The 21,219-nt window shown below is 48.5% G+C and carries 22 protein-coding genes; 7 read left to right on the forward strand and 15 right to left on the reverse strand.

Features of this window, described 5'->3' with window-relative positions; all coding sequences use genetic code 11:
- Positions 1-13 precede the first annotated feature (13 nt).
- Genes DVG79_RS05765 through DVG79_RS05775 form a run of 3 tightly spaced genes read right to left on the reverse strand, consistent with a single transcriptional unit; the run spans position 14 to position 3,128 of the window.
- Positions 14-1,132: an ABC transporter permease subunit gene (locus DVG79_RS05765; RefSeq protein WP_114595859.1), complete on the reverse strand. Its 1,119-nt coding sequence runs from the start codon at positions 1,130-1,132 to the stop codon at positions 14-16.
- Positions 1,129-2,250, reverse strand: a complete 1,122-nt coding sequence (locus DVG79_RS05770; protein WP_114595860.1) for a hypothetical protein — start codon at positions 2,248-2,250, stop codon at positions 1,129-1,131. Before DVG79_RS05770 ends, DVG79_RS05765 begins: the two co-directional genes overlap by 4 nt.
- A complete protein-coding gene (locus DVG79_RS05775; RefSeq protein ID WP_026833021.1) occupies positions 2,247-3,128 on the reverse strand; it encodes an ABC transporter ATP-binding protein in 882 nt (293 codons plus the stop codon). The genes DVG79_RS05770 and DVG79_RS05775 overlap by 4 nt, the downstream gene beginning before the upstream one ends.
- A gap of 154 nt (positions 3,129-3,282) precedes the next feature.
- On the opposite strand from DVG79_RS05775, the gene DVG79_RS05780 reads away from it, so the two are divergent.
- Positions 3,283-4,332, forward strand: coding sequence for a phosphotransferase enzyme family protein (locus DVG79_RS05780; RefSeq protein WP_158537525.1), 1,050 nt, complete (start codon positions 3,283-3,285; stop codon positions 4,330-4,332).
- Between the two features lie 30 nt (positions 4,333-4,362).
- Here the strand turns inward: DVG79_RS05780 and DVG79_RS05785 are convergent, their stop codons facing one another.
- From DVG79_RS05785 to DVG79_RS05795, 3 genes are all read right to left on the reverse strand, one after another.
- Positions 4,363-5,352, reverse strand: coding sequence for a hypothetical protein (locus DVG79_RS05785; RefSeq protein WP_114595862.1), 990 nt, complete (start codon positions 5,350-5,352; stop codon positions 4,363-4,365).
- A gap of 24 nt (positions 5,353-5,376) precedes the next feature.
- Entirely contained in the window at positions 5,377-6,363 is a 987-nt protein-coding gene (locus DVG79_RS05790) for a hypothetical protein (protein ID WP_114595863.1), read from the reverse strand.
- Positions 6,364-6,516: 153 nt separating this feature from the next.
- Positions 6,517-7,761, reverse strand: a complete 1,245-nt coding sequence (locus DVG79_RS05795) for a polysaccharide deacetylase family protein (RefSeq protein WP_233494535.1) — start codon at positions 7,759-7,761, stop codon at positions 6,517-6,519.
- Between the two features lie 193 nt (positions 7,762-7,954).
- Here DVG79_RS05795 and DVG79_RS05800 point away from each other — a divergent pair, with 193 nt between their 5' ends.
- Complete coding sequence (locus DVG79_RS05800; protein ID WP_114595865.1) at positions 7,955-9,370, forward strand: NAD-dependent succinate-semialdehyde dehydrogenase; 1,416 nt, start codon at positions 7,955-7,957, stop codon at positions 9,368-9,370.
- Between the two features lie 44 nt (positions 9,371-9,414).
- Here the strand turns inward: DVG79_RS05800 and DVG79_RS05805 are convergent, their stop codons facing one another.
- The gene (locus DVG79_RS05805) at positions 9,415-11,427 is read right to left on the reverse strand and encodes a Na+/H+ antiporter (RefSeq protein ID WP_114595866.1); all 2,013 of its coding nucleotides are present in this window, start codon (positions 11,425-11,427) and stop codon (positions 9,415-9,417) included.
- Positions 11,428-11,509: 82 nt separating this feature from the next.
- On the reverse strand, positions 11,510-12,397 hold the full coding sequence (locus DVG79_RS05810) for a helix-turn-helix transcriptional regulator (RefSeq protein WP_114595867.1): 888 nt from the start codon (positions 12,395-12,397) through the stop codon (positions 11,510-11,512).
- A gap of 83 nt (positions 12,398-12,480) precedes the next feature.
- Here DVG79_RS05810 and DVG79_RS05815 point away from each other — a divergent pair, with 83 nt between their 5' ends.
- Positions 12,481-13,002, forward strand: coding sequence for a dihydrofolate reductase family protein (locus DVG79_RS05815; protein WP_114595868.1), 522 nt, complete (start codon positions 12,481-12,483; stop codon positions 13,000-13,002).
- 95 nt (positions 13,003-13,097) lie between these two features.
- Here DVG79_RS05815 and DVG79_RS05820 read toward each other — a convergent pair whose 3' ends face one another.
- The 4 genes from DVG79_RS05820 to DVG79_RS05835 all read right to left on the reverse strand — a co-directional run bounded on the left by DVG79_RS05820 (position 13,098) and on the right by DVG79_RS05835 (position 16,070).
- Positions 13,098-14,021, reverse strand: a complete 924-nt coding sequence (locus tag DVG79_RS05820) for an NAD(P)-dependent alcohol dehydrogenase (protein WP_114595869.1) — start codon at positions 14,019-14,021, stop codon at positions 13,098-13,100.
- Positions 14,022-14,084: 63 nt separating this feature from the next.
- A complete protein-coding gene (locus DVG79_RS05825; protein WP_114595870.1) occupies positions 14,085-15,308 on the reverse strand; it encodes a cation:proton antiporter in 1,224 nt (407 codons plus the stop codon).
- A 3-nt stretch (positions 15,309-15,311) separates the two neighbouring features.
- On the reverse strand, positions 15,312-15,812 hold the full coding sequence (locus DVG79_RS05830) for a cation:proton antiporter regulatory subunit (protein WP_026828404.1): 501 nt from the start codon (positions 15,810-15,812) through the stop codon (positions 15,312-15,314).
- A 39-nt stretch (positions 15,813-15,851) separates the two neighbouring features.
- Positions 15,852-16,070 (reverse strand): AbrB/MazE/SpoVT family DNA-binding domain-containing protein, encoded by a 219-nt coding sequence (locus DVG79_RS05835; RefSeq protein WP_114595871.1) that lies wholly within the window; start codon positions 16,068-16,070, stop codon positions 15,852-15,854.
- A gap of 203 nt (positions 16,071-16,273) precedes the next feature.
- Between DVG79_RS05835 and DVG79_RS05840 the strand changes: the two genes are divergently transcribed.
- The 3 genes from DVG79_RS05840 (at position 16,274) to DVG79_RS05850 (ending at position 18,735) form a co-directional block, all read left to right on the forward strand.
- Positions 16,274-16,744, forward strand: a complete 471-nt coding sequence (locus DVG79_RS05840) for a DUF2975 domain-containing protein (protein ID WP_114595872.1) — start codon at positions 16,274-16,276, stop codon at positions 16,742-16,744.
- Positions 16,745-16,828: 84 nt separating this feature from the next.
- On the forward strand, positions 16,829-18,040 hold the full coding sequence (locus tag DVG79_RS05845) for an MFS transporter (RefSeq protein WP_233494536.1): 1,212 nt from the start codon (positions 16,829-16,831) through the stop codon (positions 18,038-18,040).
- Between the two features lie 32 nt (positions 18,041-18,072).
- Positions 18,073-18,735, forward strand: a complete 663-nt coding sequence (locus DVG79_RS05850; RefSeq protein WP_026828408.1) for a hypothetical protein — start codon at positions 18,073-18,075, stop codon at positions 18,733-18,735.
- 44 nt (positions 18,736-18,779) lie between these two features.
- On the opposite strand, the gene DVG79_RS05855 is transcribed toward DVG79_RS05850, so the two are convergent.
- Positions 18,780-19,385, reverse strand: a complete 606-nt coding sequence (locus DVG79_RS05855; RefSeq protein WP_114595874.1) for a GNAT family N-acetyltransferase — start codon at positions 19,383-19,385, stop codon at positions 18,780-18,782.
- 89 nt (positions 19,386-19,474) lie between these two features.
- Between DVG79_RS05855 and DVG79_RS05860 the strand changes: the two genes are divergently transcribed.
- The gene (locus tag DVG79_RS05860) at positions 19,475-19,945 is read left to right on the forward strand and encodes a GNAT family N-acetyltransferase (RefSeq protein ID WP_114595875.1); all 471 of its coding nucleotides are present in this window, start codon (positions 19,475-19,477) and stop codon (positions 19,943-19,945) included.
- 39 nt (positions 19,946-19,984) lie between these two features.
- Here DVG79_RS05860 and DVG79_RS05865 read toward each other — a convergent pair whose 3' ends face one another.
- Together DVG79_RS05865 and DVG79_RS05870 are read right to left on the reverse strand one after the other, a co-directional pair.
- Complete coding sequence (locus tag DVG79_RS05865; RefSeq protein ID WP_114595876.1) at positions 19,985-20,518, reverse strand: hypothetical protein; 534 nt, start codon at positions 20,516-20,518, stop codon at positions 19,985-19,987.
- A 13-nt stretch (positions 20,519-20,531) separates the two neighbouring features.
- Positions 20,532-21,200 (reverse strand): 5'-methylthioadenosine/S-adenosylhomocysteine nucleosidase family protein, encoded by a 669-nt coding sequence (locus tag DVG79_RS05870; RefSeq protein ID WP_114596561.1) that lies wholly within the window; start codon positions 21,198-21,200, stop codon positions 20,532-20,534.
- Positions 21,201-21,219 lie beyond the last annotated feature (19 nt).

Here is a 21,219-nt window from a genome sequence, read left to right on the forward strand (position 1 = left end):
TTCTTGTATTTCATCATGCCATTCTCCGGCCAATTACCCGGTACATCAGTTTGATTAGAATGAGTGTCGTGATAAGTGTGACAACGAGGACGGCAATCGGCAACAAGACCGGATAACCGAAAACATTGACTGTCACATACTCTCGGAATAAAACATAAACACTTAGTGCCTGTCCCTGTGTGAACTTCACCAAAGTCCACATGAACGCCGGTGTGTCTGTATTAAACAGAACCGTTTCAATCAGGAAAGGTCCCCCGACAATGAGTCCACCGAGGAATACAGCGACCACCGTCTGTTTAATCAACATCGACAGGAACAACAGGACGATGACAAGCGAAACGGCAATCACCCACTGATACAACACGGAAATCCCATACAGTTCAGCGAACGTCAACGGGTACGGTGACTGGCCGTAAGCCGCTTGGATCGGAATATTCCAACCGGAATGCCCGCGGAAGAAACACAGCAGTTGAACCAGATTGTAGATTAGAATCGTCCCCGTTACCAGTGCAACGGATACCAGCAGCTTGGCCGTCAACAATTGTTTTCTCCCATGCCGTGAGGAATAAAGATACGCCGCAACACCGGTCTGATATTCATTCGAGAAACTGACGGCTGTTCCAAAAATCAGGACCACTGCCAACAACGCATATCCACCGGTTCCTGAAAACGTCAGCAGTTGATCAAACGTTTGATAGTTTCCGACCGGACGATAATCAATCGCTTCTGTCAATCCGGCTTGTAATGAGAATTGACGTTTTTCATATACAGTTGATGCCTCCTCTCCTTCCTGACGGAGCGAAGATACAACTTTAGATTGCCGGTCATAAGCCGATGCAGCCTCGAGCACGTTATGATAGGAAGCATTTTGTTTCTTTTCCACTATCGTCGGATTACTTTTTTTGAAATAGGCTTCACTCCCGGCTTCCGCACGCGCAATCATTTCTGAAGTCAGTTCCCCTTCAAAACCTGTGTTGACGCGATCCGCCCACGGCCATCCCATGCGTTGAACCGAAAAATACAATCCGACAACCAGGATGACGAGTAACAATAACCATAAAAAACGTTGCTGCAACAACTTGTAAAACTCAAAGCGGATTAACTCCCGCAACGTACTGTCTGATTTTTTCATACGCCTTGCCTCTTTCGACTAGTTTGATAAAGAACCTTCAATACAATCAGGGTCACGATCACCTGCACAAGCAGGATGGCTGCCGGCAGTAACAGCGGAATTCCGAGATTGATGGTCTGATACGTCTTAAACACTTCTCCGGTCAACAAGGCGCGGCTCGGGAAAAATAAAATCCCTTGCTCAAAAACTTTTGTTTCCGGAAAAAAGATGCCCGAAATCACGAATTGGTAAAGAAGCGGGACACCCATTAAAATGCTCGACCAGAGAATCGCTTGAATCGCCGTTTTAGCGAAAAATGAGATTGCGAGCACCCAAATACCAAGCACGATTAATACAAATGTCTGATAACCAAACGATACCAACCAGTATTGTCCGATGGAGAACGGATACGGTGAATTGGTCAAACCATCCATCACTTGCATCGGAGCGAACCAATCAATCGTTCCAAAACGATACCAGGTAAGACCCAATATCCCGAGATGTACTACCAGACTGATGCCCGTCAGGAATATCGATCCGGCAAGCAGTTTTGCCGTCAGTAACTTCGTTCGACCGTTCACAGCGGGCAGTTGATATTGATCGACGCCCGAAACCCGTTCTTTGGAATAGATGAAAGCAATCAGTAACAGCAAAGGGAACAGCAGAACAGCAACGCCGGCTTGAGTCGTAAACGTTACTGCTTTTTCTGCCGGGATGTGGTACTGGATCGTGTCCAAATTGATTTGTTCCACCATACTGGTATGTAAGGCACGATCCCGTTCTTCAAAGCCCGGTTTGGCCAATCCGTTCGTTAAAGCTTCCAGCCCCTGTGCTTTAAAAGTTTGGGCTTCTTCAATGTTAAATAAGTGGGCGAATGCTTCGTTTTCAAACGAAACAACGGAATCAAACTGACCATCTAGGTTATAGCTTTCATCATTAATTTTATTTGCGCGGTCATGTATTTTCTTAAATGTTTCTGCCGTCGCCGGACCTTCCCAGACCGCATATTTTTCGCGGACATTTGCTTCCTCTTCTGAAAAGACCGAAGACATCAAGTACAGCAATAAGGCGGCGATGAACAGCATGGCAGGAATCGATGTGCAAAGTTTATACAATTCAAAGCGGATCAATCGGCTCATGCACTTTTACTCCGTTCGTCCAAGTGATACAAATATAAGTCTTCCAGCTGCGGCTCATCTTGGACCGCCTTCGGATGCGGCATTTGGCTTGAAATGATTCGGACCCGGTTTTTACCTTGCCGCGTTTGTTGGATTGATCCGATTTGATACGTGTCTTGTAATTCGAGCAATTCCTGATCCGTCACATCAACGGTCCAGATTTCAGTCGCAATTTCATCCAACAGCTCATACGGATTGGCCTGTTTAATGATGCGTCCCTGCTTCATCAAAATGATTTCACGCGCTATCGATCCGACATCGGAAACGATATGGGTCGACAGCAGTACAATTCGCTTCCGGGCAATCGACGCAATCAGATTCCGGAAATGAATCCGTTCCTTTGGATCAAGGCCAGCTGTCGGCTCATCAATGATCAAGAGTTCCGGATCATTCAGCAACAATTGGGCAATCCCGATTCTCCGCTTCATGCCGCCGGAAAAGCTTTTCAACTTCTTATTGGCGTGTTCTGTCATGTTGACCGCTTCGAGGGCGGACATGACGCTTGTTTGGACATCCTGTTTTGGCACCCCTTTGACGGTCGCGAGATAACTTAAAAATTTAGCGGCGGTAAAGTTGCTGTAGATTGGCGTGTCTTGCGGAAGATAGCCGATTTTTTCGCGGTACGCGTCAGCAAGCGGCGACATTTCTTGTCCGTCAACAAGAATTTTACCCGTTGATGGTTTAAGCAATCCTGCTAAAATCTTCATCAATGTTGACTTACCTGCCCCGTTTTCTCCGAACAAAGCATAGACGCCCGGTTCTAACGTGATATTGGCATCCATCAATGCCTTTTTTCCATTTAGATATGTTTTTGAGGTGTTCTGAATCTCAATCTTCATTTCATTTGACTCCTTACATTCATGATTTAATCTAGCATCTTACACATTATACAAAATTTGTATCTTTTAACGTAATGGATTTCAAATAAATGTTTTTGCTATAATGGGTATTCTTCGGATTTAATTGAGAATGTATACAGAAAGGAGTCTGTCTATGGAACAGACCAAACCATTTACTTTAATCAATCAGGCAGTCATGAGTTACAATCTTGACTTTCAATCGCTTGAACTCATCCGTGTCTCTTTGACGACACATGGTCAGCATGGTGATCTCCACTACAAAATCCTGATTGATGGACATCCTTATTCGATTCGTCTGTTACCAAAAAAGCGTTATGTCAATTCTGATTTGTCCCAATCTACACCGGATCTACTTACAAAACAGTTGCGGTACACCGATTATCTGCGGGCAAACGGCATTCCTTTCATGAAGCCCGTGAAACCAACAGATGAGGCTCTTTTTACGACAATCATGGATTCAATCGGACAGGAGTGGACATGTTGTCTGTTCCACTGGATCGACGGACACCACGTGACAGCGAATACAGAACAGACAGCGGCTCGGATGGGTCAGTTAGCCCGTCAGTTACATGATGTCTCGTTGCATCAACACGATATCTGTTTTCCATACATTGACCATAAGATTGTCTATCAACGTTGGCTCGGCGATTTACAACGCCTTTTGGTCTCACGGATGCCGGAATCGGCCCGAAATTCCCTGCAGGAGTATCTGAATCTAGCACAATATCATCTCGACACCGCACAACATCACCAGTCTCCTTCCTTTCAACCGGTCATCTCGACTGATTTGAATTCGCTCAACATCTTATGGAGTCAAGATCAACAAATCATTGGAATCGTTGATCACGAACACATCGGTGCAACCGACCGCGTGCAGGATTTGGCCTGGCTGATCAAATGGTATGCCCGGACGGAAGGCATTGGCTCGCATGACGTGTCCGGTCGCTTGGCAAAGACGTTACTTGCCCATTACAACTCGCCGACCGTCCTCGTATCGCAAGACGATCCGCGGTTGGCTGCCTTGTTATGGCTCTCGGGCTGTTTTAATCTGCATTTCATTGAACGGACGAAACAGCTTGCGTTCGATGCAGAAAACAACCCGGTCGGTTATGATCAGTTCCAACTTCACTTGCAGACATACCGTGCAAGAGGTGAACAACTTTCCGTGCTGTTACGCAATTAAAAAAAGAAACAAGTCGTGGGACTTGTTTCTTCACAACACACGAAATGGACTAACGCTGTCGGATGGTTTTAAACGATATGTAGCAATTGATTTAAAGTGGCTGTTCAGCGTCTTGACCTGGTACTTGCCTGTTTGCGTAACTAACTCAAGGACATGATAGGTTTTCGTTTTGCTGTCGTACGCGTAGTCGATCAAATCATGATCATTGTTATACAAAAGACGGGCTTGTTTCGTCCGATGATTGATTTCAAAGAAACAGTCCATATTGAAAATCAGTTCGGTTTCCCGTGAGAGCATCTGTGTTTTCTCTACTCCACCTTTTACATACTGGTTCGAAGTCATCGTTTTCGTGCTGCGTTGCTTTTTTGTATCATAAGACAGAATCGTTAATTTATTATCGTTCTTAGGTGAGGTACCGTAAATCTTCAGTTGTGAACCGGCCAGGCGAATGTAATCGGCATAGATTAATTCTTTGATTGTTTCCTGCTGGAGAGGATTCAATGATGTTGTATCAAAGGTATGGAGTTTGATCGAGTCATCGGTTCCTTTCATATGCTCTGCCAGCACATATAATTTGTCACCGGTCACGATCAAATCTTTTCCGAAGCCGCTATAACGTTTCGTCGCACCGATTTTCTTGAAATCCAATGTATATTTCGTCAGCGAAAATTGATTGATTGCCGATAAACTCATCATGTAATAGGCATTTTTATACTTCTTGATTCGCATCGGTGCCGGCTCAATCTGCTTGATGGTCGTCTTACTATTTTTCAAGTTGATGACACGGTTATGATACGAGCTGTACAACAGTCCGTCATGCAGACGATCAGCGCCTTTCAGCGCATAGCGCACCGTTTCGATCTTTTTATTGCCGATATAAGTCTCGAATGTCGTGAGCGGCTGTTCGTAACTTGTTGAAACGACTTGATACGTATCTTTTTGCGCCGCTACAGCGTGATTAAATCCAACAGTCATACTGACAACTGTTGCTGCCATCAGCAGCTTATAGGCTTTTTGCATAAGTTAGACCCCTTCCTGAATTTGTCACAATACCTGAAACGGCATCAAACGGCCGATTGACTGAAACTTATAATCGTCAACCGGTTTAAAGTGGCTGTTCAGCGTCTTGACCCGGTAGTTACTTGTTTCATAATTTCCTTCGAGCACGTGATACATTTTTGTTTTGCTGTCGTACGCATAGTCAATCAGTGCCTGTTTACTGCTGTACAGAACCCGGACCTGTTTCGTCTTTTGATCGACTTCGAGCATGGAATACATATTGAAGACTAAATCTTTTGTCGGTGACAAGGCCTTTGTTTCGTTGACCCACATGACGGGTTGCTTAGACGTCAAAACGATTTTGCCCTGTTGTTTTTTCAAATCATACGACGCAATCGAGAGTTCTTCCCCTGCTTCTGTTTTATTGCCGTAAATTTTCAACTCGTTAACGGTATGCCGGAAATGAAAAGCAAAAATCATCGGCTTGATTTTCTCAAGATGGAGAGACGTAAAGTGTTTCGTATCAAACGTATGTATTTCAACCGAATTCGTTTCCGTTCTCATGTTATTGGCGAGGACATACAATTTATCCCCTGTTACAATCATATCCCGTCCGTGACCGACAAATCGTTTTGTCTGACCGATTTTTTTGAAGTCGAGTGTGTATTTCGTCAGCGAAAATTCATTGAGCGCGGATATGGTTAAGACATAGTAGGCATTTTTATATTTCGTAATCCGCAGTGGCGAATCCTCGACTTTTTTGAGTGTCGTCTTGCTGTTTTTCAGATTGATGACACGGTCACCGTAGGAACTGTACAACAATCCGTCATGCAGACGATCGACACTGCCTAACGTGTAACGTACCGTTTCCACTTTCTTTCCGCCGATGAAGCTCTCAATTTGGGTCAACGGTTGACTGTAACTCGTCGACGCGATTTTGAAGCTGTACGCCTGAGCAGATGCTGCTTCACTGAAGGCGAATGTACTGCCCGCAACCAGGCAACCAATCAATAATGTATTTCTGATGGACATGTCTTTTATCCCTCTCCACGCAAACTGTATTGAGGTTTAGGCAACCGTCACATCCTGACGTCCACTTTCTCCTCTATACAAATAATACCCATTTAATGTCACTTAGAAAGTCGTGAATCATTAAATGGGTCAATTTGTTTTTCAGGAACAGAATTATTTTTTAACGACCGGCCGCATCGGATCAAAGACGGTTTTCGAGTCAAAGAACGGATCCAAGACTTTGGTCTTCCCGGCAATCGCCTGGCGGAGCCGAATCCCATCGACATTGATCCGCGCCTGACGGTAATAATCTTTCCCTAACTGTTTCCAGGCATGCTGCGACGCATCGACATTATAAAAATAATGGAACCCCTGCTGCGTCAAGTAGCGGTATTTATCTCCCGTATATCCATGCCAATTCTGAATATCACTGCCAAACGGATAAATCAACTGCCGTGTCGTACCAATCAATGGGGCGACATCACGTTTATAGCGCGCCGTGTCCGCCTGAATCGTTGCCAGACTGACTTTCCCGATCGCGATGTGACCATACGTGTGGCTGGCAAACTGCCACCCGTCCTTCTTCAAGGCCGTCGCCGTCGCTTTCGCCTGTTGACGCGCCTGCTCGACTTTAGTCGATGAACCGTACTGCGCATATGACGACCGGTACCCGAGGACGCCGTTATAGCCCGTGATACCAAGCAATCCTTTTGCACCGTGGTAAGAGAAGTCCGGATGGCGGTTGACGAACGCGTCCACGATCGGCACGAGATCATACGCACCATCCGGTTTTCCGGTCATCGAATTGGTGATCCGCCCGTTTTTCACTTTCAACGTCGTCGCAAAACCGTCTCCCGTCATGTATTCATAGTAGTTGACGTCATCCTGCGACAGGACAAGCGGCTTCTTGCCCTTTGGAAAAGAAAGCCCCTTTTCCGTCATCCGTCCGTCTTTCCACACCGCAAGATCGGTCGGCCGGACAAGGACATAGTTCCGCTGATACAAGGCAGTCAAAATCCGTTCGAACTCCCCTTGCGTCACCATATAATCATCGTAGCCCTGCTGTTTCCGGTCCCCGTCAAAGGCACGTTTCGGCTCGGCGATCAAGGAGTGGAAAAACAGGTGCGGGACGGACGTACCGGCTTTCACCGTACCGAGATTCGCCTGTTTCGCCGCGTATTCCTTCCGCTTTTGTTTCGCTTCCGTCGTCTTTAGGCGGTCGACAATCCGGATCGCCCTGGCGTAATCATACTGGGCGGCAATGAAATCGGCGCGCTTTAATTCTTGACGTATGTAGCTTGCGTCTGCCGCTTGACGTACGACCTGCTTCGTTTTCGTTTCTGACCCAATTGACGGTTGACCGCATCCACTGATCAATACGATTCCTGCAAGACTGACGCCCATCCATTTTTTATTCATCTGAATTCCGTCCTTTCTCCGACAAACAACACTCCACTCCGCTTACTTTTTATATTCCCGATTATTCAGTCGATTAACTACTTTGAGAGGGGTATTCCAGTTCGTTATGTCCCCCATCCAAAGCGGAAGTACACAAACCGGTCGGATGGGTGTTTAATAAGGGACGTAATGAAAACACACGGAGGTGCAACACATGATAGAACAAAACGTAATCAATGGAGTATGGTATGACACAGAAGAAACGATTCCGGTCTTTAACCCGGCAACAAAAGAATTGCTCGGACACGTCCCGAGCAGCACAGCAGACGATGCAGCACGTGCCGTCGATGCGGCAAGTACAGCATTCATCGACTGGTCACAGCGGACAGCCGATGACCGCGCGGATAAGATCGATGCCTGGTACCGCTTGATCCAGGAACACCGTGACGAGCTCGCGGACATCATGACTCGCGAACAAGGGAAACCATTCGTTGAAGCACGCGGCGAAATCGACTACGGCAATCAATATGTCCGCTGGTACGCAGAAGAAGCACGCCGGATTTACGGCGAAACGATTCCGGCATCCGTTCCCGGGAAACGCCTCTTCGTTGAAAAAGAACCGGTGGGTGTCGTTGCAGCGATTACACCGTGGAACTTCCCGGCAGCGATGATCACACGGAAACTCGCTCCGGCACTCGCTGCCGGCTGTACCGTCGTACTCAAACCGTCGGAAGAAACACCATATACGGCACTTCGCCTTGTTGAACTCGCAATCGAAGCCGGTATCCCGGCTGGTGCGATCAACGTCCTGACAGGTGACGCCGCAACTATCAGTGGGGTCTGGCAAGCGGATTCGCGTGTTCGTAAAATCACCTTTACCGGTTCAACAGCGGTCGGTAAATTGATCATGCGTCAAGCAGCGGATACGATGAAAAAATTGTCGCTCGAACTTGGTGGTCATGCACCGTTCATCGTCACAGAAAATGCCGATCTCGATAAAGCCGTTCAAGGTGCCATCCGGTCGAAATTCCGCAACGGCGGACAAGCCTGTGTCGCAACAAACCGCTTTTATGTCCAGGCATCGGTTCTCGACGCGTTCACTGAAAAATTCGTCGCCGAAGTCAAGCGTCTGAAAGTCGGCAACGGACTCGACGCGGATTCGACGATTGGACCGTTGATCAATGCGAAAGCGGTCGCCAAAGTCAAAGCACATATTGACGATGCAGTCGCTAAAGGCGCAACAATTCTTTCCGGCGGTACGATTGATGATTCAGTCGGTTACTTTGTTGAACCAACCGTTCTCGGCAATGTCACGGAAGACATGATTTGCATGCAGGAAGAAACGTTTGGTCCGCTCGCACCGATTTCCGTCTTCGATACGCTTGACGAAGTCATCGAACGTGCGAACAACACACCATACGGTCTTGCGGCGTATGCATTCTCGGAAAAAATCGACGAAGCGCTTCAACTCGGTAAAAAACTCGAGTACGGCATCGTCGGTCTCAATGACGGTGCTCCATCCGCTGCCCAAGCACCATTCGGCGGTTATAAAGAAAGTGGACTCGGCCGTGAAGGCGGTGTCTACGGCATCGAGGATTACCTCGAAGTCAAATACTTGTCACTCGGTTAATCACAAAGCAGCCCCTGTCCAGTGGACAAGGGCTGCTTTTTCGTTTACTCGACGTATTCGTAGAGGACGACACTCTCAATATAATGAATGAAGCGGCGCAATTCTTTTTCTTCCTCGCCGGACAAATCGCCTTCTTTTGACATCGAAGCGATTTCCTGGCGCTGGACTTCGATTGCCCGCAGACAGAGTTCTTCTTTTTGTTGATCGACGTCGGCTTTTCCGCCGACCGGTGACGACCAACGGGTATGCTTGAACCGTAACCGTTTGTAGAATTCGAGCACGCTTTGAACGACATCGACCGGATAATCACCACGGCATCCTTCGAGCCGGGTGATGACTTCAGTCATGACTTGTTCGTACAGTTCATGTTCGACCTGCGTCAGACGAATCAACTGCTCGGACGACATGTTCGACCGTTTCCGTTTCCAAAGGATTTTCCGGAGGGGTTGCGATAAGCGGAAGCGCGCTTCCTTCTCAATCGCTTCGATCCGGTTATCAATCGAGCGGAACACTTCTTTTCTTAATTGTTCCGGCACCTCATGATTCGCAAGAAACTGTTGCGTGAAATCGCGTTCCCACTTAACAGCTTCAAGCCGTAAGTGTTTCAGTTGTTCGTTAAAACGCATCAATTCTTCTTCACTTTTCTCCTGTGCCCGCAACAGACGTAACATGACATGATATTCATTTAATAAATCAAAGGCGACGGTCGAGTTTTCTTCCTGCACGACCTGTTTGATTTCCGTGATCGCCCGTTTGACCATCCGCTGTTTATACGAATTCAAATCGAGTTCCGGCTGGGCATCGGCCTCACCGCGGTTGAGCAACGGTAAGAGGATTGTCGCGAGAACCAGTGTGAAGATGATGACACCGGCCGCGAGGAAAATGATCAGCGACCGTTCCGGGAACCCTTCTCCTGATTCGGTCACGAACGGTAATGACAAGACCCCGACCATCGTGATCGTTCCGCGGACGCCGACGAGTGTCGTGATGACATCCTGCTTAAACGACGGTTTGCGGTGATCCGCTTTTTTCAGGAAGCGATGGTCGAACCAATTGAAGAACATCGTCCAAATCAAGCGGATCAACAGAATGACACTTCCGATTTCAATGACAAACGACATTAAACGCCAGTTATTGATCGCATCGTCAGCAAAGATTTCGCGTGTCGCTTCCGGTAACGTCAGACCGAGTAACAAGAAGATGATCCCGTTCAGGATATAGGCAATCATCGTCCAGATGTTGTCGGTCAACGTCTGTTCCTGGGCAAAAAACGTTTCCGTCCGTTCTTTGATCAAGGCGTGGAGAATCCCGCCGGTCACGACGGCAATGACGCCGGATGCATGCAAGACTTCTTCTGCAACAAAAAAGATGATGAACGGTGTCAGGATTTGCAGTAACGCATAAAAAACGACATCTTCAATTCCGGTCCGCCGTAATTTCATCTTCAGCCAGTTCATCGCGACACTGATGGCGAGACCAACGACCGCTCCGACGGCGAACATGTAGACGAATTCCGTCGTCGCCTGTTGAATTGAAAAGTAACCGGTGACGACGGCTGCGACCGCGTAACTGAAGGCGACCAGTCCCGACGCGTCATTGATCAGTGATTCGCCGCGGACGAGATTTAAAATCTGTTCCGGAATCTGGACCCGTTTCGCAATCCCGTTGACGGCAATCGGATCGGTCGGTGAGAGGATCGCAGCGAGCGCAAAGGCCGCAGCAACCGGAATGACCGGTACAAGCCAGTTGATGAAGTATCCGCCGATGACCGTCGTCAATAAGACGAGGACGATGGCATTACCGAAAATGGCAGCGCGCATCTTCCACAGTTCATCGCGCGGAAAATGTGAACTGTCGTTATAGAGCAATGGTGCGATGAATAATAACAGGAACCATTCCGATTCGACTTCAATCTTCAGTCCGCTGATCAATAGTGCCGTAATCGTCCCAACGAGAATTTGAATCAGTGCCGTCGGAATGAAGCGGATGTAATGACCGAGGACTTGCGTCAAGATGATTAAGGCAAGCATTAACAAAATAAGTGATAACGTTTCCATAGAAAACCCCTTCCATTCTTACCATGTTTCTCTGGTTATATCGTAACATAGTTTCTTACTGACTTAGGAATAGGACCCTTTGTCATACCTGATAGATTGCCAGCACCTCACTGGCATGGCGCCGGATTTCTTCCTGTAACGATAACGGTTCGAGTATCTTGACTTCCCGACCGAGTCCGAATAACTGCCGGCCGAGAAACGGGAGTTCCAGTCGTGGTACCGACCATGTCCGTTGCTCGTTGAGCGGTAAAATCCCTTCGAGCAACCGTTCTCCGAGCGGCGTCAACTCGAGATGGACCGTCACCTGTTCTCCTGCTTCATTTGAATGTTCTGCTTCTTCGAACGTCATGCGTTTCGACGGGATCGTCGTCTCAGTCACCTGTTCTATCCGGTCAACACGGTACTGGCGCAATCCCCGCTCCGTCTGCGCGAGCAGATACCAGCGGTTGCGCTCAAATGTCAGACCAACCGGGTCAATGACAATCGTTCGGCATCCGCTCGTCGTACGATAGACGATCTCTCCTTTCACTTCTGCTTCCATTAAACGCAATAGGTTACGTGTCAAGGGAGACGCCGGTGTATCCGGTCGCGCAAAGCGGACCCGCCCTTTGAGACGGTCGAGCTTGACTTCGAGATCGGACGGCAGTTCATGCAGATACCATTCGGCAAGATTGCCCCTCAATGCACCAAACGGCAAATCCGGAATCTGTCCGACCCAGTCGAGCATCAAAAACAACGTGATGGCTTCCTGTTCCCGCAAGGCAAGCGGCGGCAACAACCGGTTCGGCAGGACCCGGTATCCACCTGCCGCTCCCCGTTCGCTGTAAATCGGATATCCGTTTGCTTCAAGCTCCAGTAAATCACGCTGGATCGTCCGCAAGGAAACTCCGCAGGCTTCCGCCAGTTCTCGCGCCGTCAGCAGTTGTTGCCGGTTCAGCAGACGCATGACTTTTAAATGACGACTTTTCATAAAAATCCCCTCTTTAATTACGACATCTTTTGTCATAATTATACCGTAGACTAAGTATAGATTGAACATAAGGAGGAATTACGATGACAAAAACCGTTTTATATATCGCCTGCAGTTTAGACGGGAAAATCGCCCGTTCAAACGATTCACTCGATTGGTTGTTCGCCGTTGAAGGAGACGGTGACAACGGCTACGCGACGTTCATGGAAGACGTCGGTGCCGTCATCATGGGACGGAAAACGTTTGACGAAGTCTTGGTGCTGAGCGAAGAGTATCCGTACCCGACCATCGACAACTATGTCTTGACCCGGCAACCGGACAAACAGTCGGAACACGCGACCTACACGAATGAACCGCTCGATGCCTTAATCAATCGGATCGGTCCGACGATCGACGGGAAGATTTGGCTGATCGGCGGTGGTGAATTGATTCAGGAAGCCTTACGGTTGCAACTGATTGATCAGCTCGAACTGGCGATCGCACCGGTCGTTCTCGGCAGCGGGATTCCGCTGTTTCCGGAAGGGACGCTTGAGACCCGCTTCCGGCTGACCGGTTGCCGTCCGTCCGGACAATTCGTCATGGCAACCTATGATGTCTTGGAGTAATCTACAGCACAAGCAAAAACCTTTGAAACGATGCATTTGATTCATGCACGTGTTCAAAGGCTTTTCCTTACATGATTGTATTTCATTTTATCCGTTCAGCCATGATCGTCGGCAACCGACACAATGACATTGCCGTGCTTCTGTCCGGAATCGACGTAACGGTGAGCAGCGACGATGTCGTCAAGCGAATACACCGTATCGATGACTGCTTTGATCTGCCCCGCTTCAAACCACTCATTCAGCAGGGTTAAATCTTTTTTCAGCGCACGGGCGACACCTTGTCCGGCGACTGAACGAAACGCTCCGTTCGGTCCGACATGCTGACGGGCTGTCCGTTTATCGACCTTCCCGGACGCATCAAATACGGCGTCATACCTCGTTAACGACGCATCGTAGCCCGGCTTTGTATAGTCGACGACGACATCCGCCCCAAGACGTGTGACCAGTTCAGCATTCCGCCCGCTACAGATGCCCGTTACATGAAGACCATACTGTTTCGCGATTTGGACAGCAATTGAACCGACGGCTCCGGACGCCCCGTAAATCAAAATCGTCTTCGCCTGCTCGAGGTTCAGTTTCCGGAAAAAATGCAGGACGGTCGTTCCGCCAAACGGAAGGCTGGCTGCTTCTGCAAAGCTCGCGTTACGCGGCATCTGCTCCACACATTTGTTTTCCTTGATGCAGGCATACTCGGCGTAACCGCCAAAGCGCATCCCGGTCAGGGCGTAGACCCGATCGCCGACTTTGAAGTCCTTCACACGGCTGCCCGTCGCGACGACTTCGCCTGCTAAGACGACTCCTAAAATCGGCTGTCTCGGTGCTTTCCATCCGACGACGAGACGCATCGGAAGCTTTCCTGCTGCCGGGACATCGAGTGCCCGCATCCGCCGGTCTCCTGAGTGAACGGCGGAGGCATATACCTGAATCAGCAGATCAGATGCTTTCGGGACAGGTTTTTCGACCTCTTGCAATTTCAATACATCCGGTGGACCATAGGCAGTACAAATGACGGCTCGCATCGTATCCCTCCTTAAGCAGATTTGTTACTTAAGGAATACGACAGCGGCGTCTTAAAAACCTGCTTATCGCGATTTCGTTTTCGATTTTTTCGGTTTCGGCTCCGTCCATTTAAAGATTCCGTTCATGAATTTAAAGATCCGTTTCGATTCTTTTGTCATCAGTGGTCCGAGGATCGCGAGGATCAAGACATACAAGGCGGAGAACGGTGACAGGATGTCCATCAGTCCACCGGCAATCCCGAGATTCGCGACGATGATCGAGAATTCACCACGGGAGACGATGGTCAGTCCGATGTTCGAGGATGCTTTGTGTGACAGTCCGGCTCTCCGTCCGGCAATCATTCCGGCGACATAGTTCCCGACAATCGTGATGACGACAGCCCCGAGAGCAAGCCAGACAGCGTCAAGCAGCATCGTCGGATCAATGCTCAGTCCGAAGCTGAAGAAGAAGATGGCTCCGAAGAAATCACGGAACGGGACGACGAGATGTTCAATCCGTTCTCCTTGATCCGTTTCCGAAAAGACGAGTCCGAGCAGTAAGGCTCCGATTGCTTCTGCAACATGAATCGTCTCCGAGAAGCCGGCGACGAAGAACAAGGCGGCAAAGACGACGATGATGAACACTTCATCCGAGGCAATCTTCAGCATCCGGTTGAGGAGAGGTGTTGCCTTGCGAGCAATGATAAAGAACAGCAGCATGTAACCGAGAGCAATCAAGATTGACGTGACTGAAGACAATAAGGTTGTTCCGTCGCCAAGCAGAAGTCCCGACAAGACGGACAGATAGACGGCGAGGAAGATATCTTCAAACATGATGATTCCGAGAATCAACTCGGTTTCCGTATTGCCGGTCCGGCGTAAGTCGACCAGGACTTTCGCAACGATCGCACTGGATGAGATCGTGATGATTCCGGCAATGATCAACACTTCATATAACGGGAAGCCGGCGATGAAGCCGTACAGCAAACCCCCGGTAAAGTTGATCGAAAGATAAATCGTTCCGCTCGTGACGATGGATTTGCCAGACCGGATCAACTTACCGATCGAAAACTCCAATCCTAGATAAAATAAGAGGAACAGGACACCGATGCGTCCGAGAAAACTGATGAACTCTGCACTTTCAATGAACTTGAAGTCTAGTATCCCGATTGTCGGAGCGTGCGGTCCGACGATCATCCCTAAAATGATTAAAAACGGAATGATCGAAAAATTCAATTTATTCGCAAGCAATGCTGCGATCGCCACTAAGATAAGCGCGGTACCGACTTCAAATATTAAATGATCCATATATCATCCGCCTCCTTCAATTGAGAATAGAGCTTTCGTGATGTGGCGGACGTTTTGACGTTCTCCGGACAAAACGATGGTATCTCCTGCTTCAAGACGTGTCTCCGGTCCCGGATTCAATGATTTTGATTTATCGTGTTTCAGAACCGCGATGATTGAGATGTCATATTGATTGCGAACATCAAGCTCACCGATCGTCCGGTTATTGACGGCGGAATCCTGTCCGATCTTGAACCATTCGATGACGAGATCGTCAAACGCCAGTTCAATTTTTTCCAAGTCTTTCGGTTTATAGGCCAGGCCACCTAAAATACCAGCCATCTGACGGGCTTCGGCGTCATTAAACGTCACGCTCGAGATGCTCTCATCAAAATCGTCATCGTCGTAATGGTGCATTTCCCGGCGTCCGTCGTCATGGACGATCACGACCACCTTATCTCCTCGAGTTGTGATGCCTTCGAACTTCCGTCCGATTCCCGGTAAATCTACTTCGCGCATATCCATTTTTCTATTTCCTCCTTTGAGTTGGTCAATCTGATTGGTTCACAGATGATGATGTGCTTTTTGGATGAGCGACTTGAACTTTTCGTCACTCAATATATCTTGAAGGTCATGCAGCTGTTTTAAATCCGCTTTCGCCATGATGACAAACCCGTCTTCCTCGATGAATGCAACGCGATCTCCTTCCTCCACCTGTAACGCTTGTCTAATTTTTTTCGGGATCGTAATCTGTCCCTTAGACGTCAACTTGGATAGCTCCATTCCGAACTTCCTTCTTTCTTTTTCTGATTTTCCTTACTTCCTTACTTTTCTTATTTATAGCATAACATAATCTCATTTTAATTCCGAGTACTTTGCTTTGAATTAATAAAAAAGAATCGATTCCCTCGCTTAAATCCGCCTTCAGACGGGCAATCTTTCATGTCGGTTGTTCTATACTGACAGAAAGAAAGGAGGGATTGATCATGAAAAAATGGCGTCTCGTTTATTTGCAACTGGTTTTCACTGGAATGCTGATTGGTTTGTTCGGATTAGCAGGAGTCGCGATTTCCTTGCTTATTAAAAGAGCACAAAAAGGATTCTCGCTGGATATTTTACTGGATAAGCCGGGCTATTTTATTTTGATGGCGGGACTATTAGCATTCATCCCTTGTCTGATTGCCTTCATCCATATCTTGAAAATTCTTCGTTCCCTCAAATCGAACGCAACCGTTACACCGATTGCCGCTTCATTCGGGATCATCACAACGTGTTGTTATATCATCAGTACCGCCGCACTCTGTTTGTTTCCCGTCATGTTCATCGTCGCCGACCGTGATGATGCGCCCGGTCTCATTCTTTTTGCTTTCCTGCTGATTTTGATCCCCTTTACATTCAGCGTAATCAGTTCGCTTCTACAGTCACTTCTACAGAAACCGGATTCACGTCCTGAATAAGTAATTGAATTCTCGTATAGCACATCATCCACACTTCCTGTATACTTTTGGTAAAATATGTATGACCAAAGTAGGTGGACTATCGTGTCTCGCACTTCAACGCTACTTCTCTCATTCGGTATCTCCCTGTTCGGAGATTTTGTGTATTTAGTCGCCATCAATGTTTACCTCTATCAATTGACCGGATCAGCCGCTGCCGTCGCCGGTCTTTGGATCATTGGTCCACTTGCCTCCCTGTTCATGAAATTTTGGGCCGGCAGCGTGATTGACCGGGTCGATGTCCGGCGATGGTTGATTGGAACAGATGCGATCCGTGCACTGCTCGTTGCCTTAATTCCCCTGATTTCGACGTTACCGTTGATTTACCTGACGTTGTTCGGACTTGCGCTCGTCAAAGCGTTTTTTGAACCAGCCGCAATCAGTTATCTGACGCAAATCGTCCCGGAAAACAGCCGCAAATCGTTTAATGCGTACCGGAGTCTGATTACATCAAGTGCTTTTTTGATTGGTCCGGCCATCGCCGGATTATTGTTGCTTTTCGCAACACCGGGAGTGGCCATCTGGATCAACGCGGTGTCGTTCCTCGTATCCGGTCTGTTACTGCTTACTTTGCCGTCTGTTCCGCACGCAGCATCTACTCCAAAACTACAGGTCGGGGATCTCGCAACAGATTGGCGGACTGTGAGCCGCTTCAGCCGTACCAATCGTTTCGTTTGTCTGATTTACATACTCGGGATTCTGTCCATGAGTCTAGCTCTCGCGCTGGATGCCCAGGAAGTCGTGTTTCTACAGACAGTCGTCGGTCTGACCACAACCGATTACGGACTTCTGATCAGCATCACGGGAATTGGTTCCGTCCTCGGTGGTCTGACCGTGGCACGTTTTGCGAACCGGCTGTCGCTCAAGGCATTACTAGTCAGCGGTTATCTGTTTGTTGCGCTCGGTTACTTACTTTATGCGACTGCCGACTCATTCCTGATGGTGACGGTCGGATTTTTGTTACTCGGCTTTTTTAATACGTTTTCCGGAACCGGTTTCTTGACGTTTTACCAAAACAATGTCCCGCACGATTTGATCGGGCGCTTCACGAGCCTGTATGGTCTTGGTCAAAGCCTGGTTCAAATCCTGTTCATTTTAGTGATTGGTTTTACCGGTGATGTGCTCCCGCTTCGGTTCAGCATCATCGTTGCCGCCGTCCTGCTTGCGGGACTGAGTGTCGTGCTGATTGTTAGTGTTCTGCGATCAAACAAGGAAGCATTTTTCCGCGAAGATCAGACAACAAAACAAATTTCTTAATTCCTACACTACTTATAAGGATGTGCTCCACTATGAAAATTTTAATCGGCCAACCCAAACAGGAAACCCAACTCGAACAATTACGACGTGAGATTGCCGCCTATCCGGACATCAATCTCCTTCTCTATCCGGAAGGGTATTGCCGCGAGACAGATGTCGCGACGTTGCGCCAGTTAGCAAAACAGTATGCGACGATCATCGTGACCGGTTACCGCGACGCAAACCGTTTGGACCGGGCACTGATTATCAATGCAGAAGGAGAGCTCCTGCTCGACCGGGCGAAGACACCGGAAGCGGGTCCGCTCTATACGCCGTCGACCGCCATCGTTGCCGGGCAAGCAGCCGGATATCTGCTTTGCCGCGAGGTTTTTCTCGGACTCGATGGTCTGAAGCACGATACGGTGGATATCATCTTTAATCCAATCGGTGTCGGAATGTTTAGTGAGGAACAATACACGGACTGGTCCGGTGAAGCACAAAAAATCAGCCGCCAGCAATCAGCACTGTTCATCGGAACGAGTCACGCCGACGGGTCATACCGGAACTGCGGCTTCTCGATTCCGACGGCGTTTGCCTTTGACGCGACCGGGGAAGCGATCTTCCTCTCAAAAGATGATCCACGGACGCGGATTCTTGATACGGTGACGCATACGGTTGAATTCGTGGATGCTTCATCCGTCGAGCAGACAATGTAATCAGAAAAACCCCCAAACCGGCAAACCGGATTGGGGGTTTTGACTCATTGATGTTGTTTCGTCTGTTGTGTCGACCCTTGGCGCATCATGGAATACTCATCCCGTAGCATCGAATACATCTTGACGTCGTGAAACGCTTCTTTGATGAAGATTAACCGGCGTAACGTTCCTTCGTACGTCATGCCGACTTTTTCCATCACCCGGGCGGAACCGATGTTGCCTTCCATGCACCGGGCCTGAATCCGCTCGAGCTTGAGTTCTTCAAAACCGTATGCCATGACACGTGCAACGGCTTCTGTGACGATGCCTTTGCCCCAGAGCTGGCGCGATAACGCATAACCAAGTTCCGCCTGTTTATTGTCGTCAAGCAACAAGTGGATGAAATCAATCGTCCCGATCATCTTGCCGGTTTCCTTCCAGACGATCGCCCATGGTGCTTCTTTCCCTTGCTCGTAGTTCGACAGGACGTAGTTCAAAAACTGTTCCGCCTGTTCAATCGCCTGATTGGCATTCCAGGTCACATAACGGGCGGTTTCCTCGTCTTGTGTGTATTCAAATAGATCGTCGAGATCTTTCCCTTGCAGTGGTCGCAACACCAATCGTTCGGTTTCAAGGACCGGTAAGTGTTGATAAAACTCCGTTGTCGTCATGTTCGTTCCCCCGTTCTTTTTTTACATTATATAGAAAAAATAACAGGAATGCGATACAGTGGAGAAAATTATATCCGGAGGTACAAGTTATGACATTTCAAGCTGTCCCGATGACCGTTGATCAAGCAACTGCGATTCTGAAGTGGACCTATCCGCCGCCGTACGACTTTTACAATATGGAAACGTCGGAGGAAGCGTATGCCGAACTGCTCGATGGTTCCTATCAGGCCGTCATCGATCAAGCACAACTGGTCGGCTTCTTCTGTACCGGTCGTTCGGCTCAAGTTCCGGCCGGTCGTCCGCTCGGACTGTATGCTGATGATCATTTAGATATCGGACTCGGTCGTCACCCAGAACTGACTGGGCAAGGAACTGGTTTTACCTTTTGCTCGTTTGTCCTCTATACCGCCAAATCCCAGACTTCCTTACCCCTTCGTTTGACGGTCGCTTCGTTTAATGAACGGGCGATTCATCTGTATGAACAGCTCGGATTCCGGCAGCAATCGACTTTTTCGAGCGCTCACGCCACGTTTCTTGTCATGACGCACTCTCATACGTAAAACGCCATTCCACTGTTATGCCGGAATGGCGTTTTCCTGTTACTGCCGTTGTTTGTTCTTTACCGTTTCCACTGTTTGAAAGACATTCGAATACATGGCGGTAATATGTCCCTTCGTTTTCACATCGTTGTATAACCCGTACGTCCAAAACAAGGTCGTTTTCCCGTTTAAGTAACCGGCTGCATAATCGGTCGTCTCCCCCGCCGCTTCCTTGTACGAAATCCAGTCCGCGATGAACGGCACATGCCCCTTATTCGACCCGATGAAAAACGTCGGAATTCGCATTTTCAAGTAGGTATCGGCATACTCGCCTTGATCCGCTTCCAGTAATTTATTCGGCATGATCAGTACAGCGTCGAACGTCGAAGCGACCTGCTTGCGATTTTTTAATTCAGCGAATGAAATTTCCTCTAGACGGACGTTGTCTTCCCGGACTTCCGGCGCTTTCCCGATATAGGCAATGTGTAAGTATTCGCCCGTATACCGAGGGAAGTCGGGCTCTTTCGGTTGTCCGATTCCACATCCGCCAAGCATCAGCGCAATCGTGACTGAACAAAAAACTCGTTTTTTCATAACGGCACTCCTTTTATATGAATACGTGCAGATAGTCGTCAAAAATCCGCGTCATGACCTTCGGTGTATTGGCGATGTAGACGTTGATCTGCTCCTGATTCGACTGAAGCGGATCAAGATCCGTCTCATCCGTCGGAACATCCGAGATGCCTTTGATGATGATGCATTCGACCGCATTCTTTCGGCAGATGTAGGCAATCGCTGCTGCTTCCGTATCGGCAATCGTGATGCCGTTCGCCTGCAGTTCGAGATAATCATTCCACATGACGACGGCGCGGTCAGCCGTCCCGATCGTCCCGTTACCTTTAATGCCGTATTTCAGCACATCGATTTCAACGATGAACGACGGTTTCAGCAACGGCTCGACTTCCTTCACCGTACAATCATATTGAACCGCACGATCCGGAATAATGATGTCGAGTACGTCAAACCGTTCATCGATCCCGGCGCACGTTCCGACGACGAGCACTTTTGTGATCGGAAAATGCGATAGCATGTACTGAGTACCACCGACACCATTCACTTTCCGGACACCGGTGCTGTAAAAAACGACAGGTTTCCCGTTGATTGTCCGGCAAAAGTATTCACCGTACGGGTACGTGATCCGTTCCGTCTCTTGTACATGAAAGTAATCCAGCGTCGCCTCAAATTCCCAAACCGTCGCGATGCTGACACCCACCATCAGGCGATTCTTGACACCC

The organism is Exiguobacterium sp. RIT594, from assembly GCF_003339585.1.
Classification (GTDB): Bacteria; Bacillota; Bacilli; order Exiguobacteriales; family Exiguobacteriaceae; genus Exiguobacterium_A.